The organism is Nostocoides australiense Ben110 (assembly GCF_001050535.1).
GTDB classification, from domain to species: domain Bacteria; phylum Actinomycetota; class Actinomycetes; order Actinomycetales; family Dermatophilaceae; genus Nostocoides_A; species Nostocoides_A australiense.
In genome coordinates, this window is record NZ_HG764815.1 from 3,659,831 (window position 1) to 3,661,320 (window position 1,490).

At 70.7% G+C, this 1,490-nt stretch carries 3 protein-coding genes; all 3 read left to right on the top strand.

All coding sequences use genetic code 11. The annotated features are described in order from the left end of the window. Window positions 1–242 (top strand): cadmium resistance transporter (locus tag BN11_RS17935; RefSeq protein WP_048699659.1); only part of this gene is annotated, 242 nt, incomplete at its 5' end. 427 nt (window positions 243–669) lie between these two features. Further along, window positions 670–1,119: a hypothetical protein gene (locus BN11_RS25430; protein WP_048699661.1), complete on the top strand. Its 450-nt coding sequence runs from the start codon at window positions 670–672 to the stop codon at window positions 1,117–1,119. Then, the gene (locus BN11_RS25435) at window positions 1,116–1,328 is read left to right on the top strand and encodes a hypothetical protein (protein WP_048699662.1); all 213 of its coding nucleotides are present in this window, start codon (window positions 1,116–1,118) and stop codon (window positions 1,326–1,328) included. The genes BN11_RS25430 and BN11_RS25435 overlap by 4 nt, the downstream gene beginning before the upstream one ends. The last annotated feature ends 162 nt before the right edge of the window (window positions 1,329–1,490 follow it).

The following is a 1,490-nucleotide window of genomic DNA, read 5'->3' on the forward strand; positions in this document are numbered from 1 at the left end:
ACGGCGGCGACAACATCGGCGTCTACACCCCTGTCTTCCTCAGCGTGGAACCTCTCGCAGTAGTCGCCTACTGCATCATCTTCCTCGCGCTCGTCGCGGTCCTGGTGGCCCTGGCAAAGTTCGTCGCCACCCGCCCCCCGATCGCCGAAGTGCTCGAACGCTGGGAGCACATCCTCTTCCCCATCGTTCTCATCGGCCTCGGCATCGTGATCCTCGTCAGCGGCGGAGCCTTCGGGCTCTGACGTAGCGGCAGCGATCCAAACGGCCCCGACCGGGCGCACCCCTCTCGGTTCAGACCGCGACACCTACCTGCAGCCAGTCCTGCGTGATCGCGGCAACAAGACCGCCACGGAGCGCTGCAAAAACCCCGCCACCAAGCGAACGAAGCCACAACCTTCGCCCAGCTCGGCTTGGACACTGACCTGTGGACGCTCGATCTCGACGAGTTGCGGGCCGACCCCGACTTCACGGGCATCGAGGCCGAGCGCGCCGAGGGTTACGGGCTGGTCGGCACCACCGCAGGTGAGGGAGAGCCGGCGCTCATCCTGCAAGGCCATATCGACGTCGTCCCCACAGGCGATTTGGCGAAGTGGGACGGCGATCCCTTCTCCGGCGCGATCCGCGACGGTGCGGTGCACGGCCGCGGGGCCTGCGACATGAAAGCCGGGCGTGGCGGTCAATATCGCCGTCGCCCGGGCGTCGCACGCGAGCGGGCTGCGCTTCGAGCGCCGGCTGGTCTCGGCGATCGAGGCGTTCTGGCCCATCCACAGCGCGCTACGCGTGCTGGAGAGCCGGCGCAATGCCCACCCCGATCCGCTCTTCGCGGGCAATCCCCTGCCCTACGGCATCAGCGTCGGCACCATCACCGCCGGCGACTGGGCGAGCAGCGTGCCCGACTCGCTGGTCGCGCACGGGCGCTACAACATCGCCCTCAACGAGGATCCGGCCGCGCGGCCCGCCGCGAGTTCGAGGACGCTGTCGCGTCGGCCTGCGCGACGGATCCCTGGCTGCGCGATCATCCGGCCATCGTCACCTGGCCGGGTGGCCAGTTCGGCTCCGGCCGGCTCGCCGGAACGCACCCGCTCATCACCGAGGTCGCCGACGCGGCGTATGCCGTGACCGGCGCCCGCCCGCTGCCCGCCGCCGCCCCCTACGGCTCGAACCTGCGGCTCTATCTGGGGCACGGCGGCATACCGACATTGCAGTACGGACCGGGGGACGTGCGACTCGCCCACGAGCCGCGCGAGTCGGTTCCCATCCAGGAGACCATCGACGTCGCCCGGTCACTCGTCGCGTTCGCCGCCACCCGCCTCGGCGGACACCGGTGAGCGAACCCGCCGGCCCGGCGTGCCTCGACCTGCATTGCCACGGCGCGCTCGGCTTCGAGTTCGGCGGCGCCGAGGCGGGATCACGGAAGGCGGCGGCATACCACCGGGAACGCGGAGCGCGTGTCGTCGCCAGCCTCGTCAGCGCACCGCCGCCGGCGCTCG